We start from the raw sequence: 522 nt of genomic DNA on the forward strand, positions 1-522 counted from the left end.
GACGGCGAGTTCGTCCTCTCCACCTACGACGCCCTCACCAGCCCCAGACGCGGCGGGGTGCGCTTCGTCGACAAGAAACGCGCCGCCTGGGCCAAACGAATCCAGAACGACCCCCGCAGCACCGAACAAATCGCCGCAGACGCCTTCCTCCAGTTGCTCAAGCTCGGCAGCGAAGTCGACCCCGGCCGCATGCTCGGCGGCCGCCGCCCCGCCGTCCGCGTCATCGTCACCCAAACAGACCTCGCCCGGCAGGGCACACGCCCCGCAGCCACACCGGCAGCGACCGCGACACCGGAATCACCGGCAGCCCCGACCGCACCGGAGTCCCCGGTCGCGTCGACCGCACCGGTCGCCGCCACCGCTCCCACCGACCAACTCACGCCGCCAGACCCACCCCCGGACCCGCCGACCGGGCACGGCCACCTCGAAGGCAGCCCCCAACCGATCTCCCTCGCCACCGTCGAACGACAGATCTGCGACACCGGGGTGCGCGGCATCCTCTTCGACGACACCGGCCAAGCC

At 71.6% G+C, this 522-nt stretch carries 1 pseudogene; it reads left to right on the forward strand.

Annotation, left to right across the window (positions count from 1 at the left end):
- Positions 1-522 (forward strand): annotated as a pseudogene (locus QMG61_RS17400) (hypothetical protein); the annotation flags it as partial.

Origin of the sequence: Cryobacterium sp. PH31-AA6 (assembly GCF_030063195.1) — a bacterium.
GTDB lineage: Bacteria > Actinomycetota > Actinomycetes > Actinomycetales > Microbacteriaceae > Cryobacterium.